Source organism: Mesorhizobium sp. M7A.F.Ca.US.014.04.1.1 (genome assembly GCF_003998745.1).
In the GTDB taxonomy this organism is placed as follows: domain Bacteria; phylum Pseudomonadota; class Alphaproteobacteria; order Rhizobiales; family Rhizobiaceae; genus Mesorhizobium; species Mesorhizobium ciceri.
On the sequence record NZ_RZRW01001324.1, the window covers coordinates 1 to 631 of the forward strand.

General features: G+C 54.7%; 1 protein-coding gene and 1 pseudogene. Both read right to left on the minus strand.

Translation table 11 applies throughout. The features are described 5' to 3' along the window. Window positions 1-265, minus strand: a 265-nt coding sequence (locus EOA22_RS36340; RefSeq protein ID WP_127390753.1) for a DUF4142 domain-containing protein, incomplete at its 3' end; no start/stop codon positions are given. A 59-nt stretch (window positions 266-324) separates the two neighbouring features. After that, a pseudogene (locus EOA22_RS36345) lies at window positions 325-631 on the minus strand (cytochrome B6); the annotation flags it as partial.

Sequence of the window (631 nt, forward strand, 5' to 3'; positions counted from 1 at the left end):
GATCATCGACCATCCGATTTGCAAATTCACGGAGGTCTTCGTGGCTTGTCTTTCCAGCCGCGAGTCGCCCGAACTCTATCTCGGCCCTGCCGCCTGCCGTAATTAGCTGTACGAAAAGCCGATCCTGATAATTCGTCTGGTGCGGTGCTGGAACTCCAGGCTTCTCCATACTGGTATCGGGGGCAAGACCGGCTGGATTGCCGATTTGCGCCAGCGCACAGCAGGGCGACACTGCCAGGACTACTGTCATTATGGCGGCACGCATGAACTGTCCTCCATTCAATACCTAGTTAATTGTCGGCCGCGGTTTTTCCCGGATGATGTCTAGAGCGTGAGCAAATAGGCCACCAATGCTTCCTTTTCCGATTGGTCGAGCTTCGTTCCGAGCACCAGGTTGAAGAACTCAACGGTATCGCCCAGCGTCATCAGACGGCCGTCATGAAGATAGGGCGGAGAATCCTTGATCCCGCGCAACGTGAAGGTCTTGATGGGTCCATCTGGAATGGCAACCTGGTCGTTGAACGTCTGACCAACTTTGTAGAATCGCTCGAGCTTCAGGTCGTGCATATTGTTGTCCATGAAGGACTGGGCTGGAACATGACATTCGCCGCAGCGGCCCTTTCCCATGAAC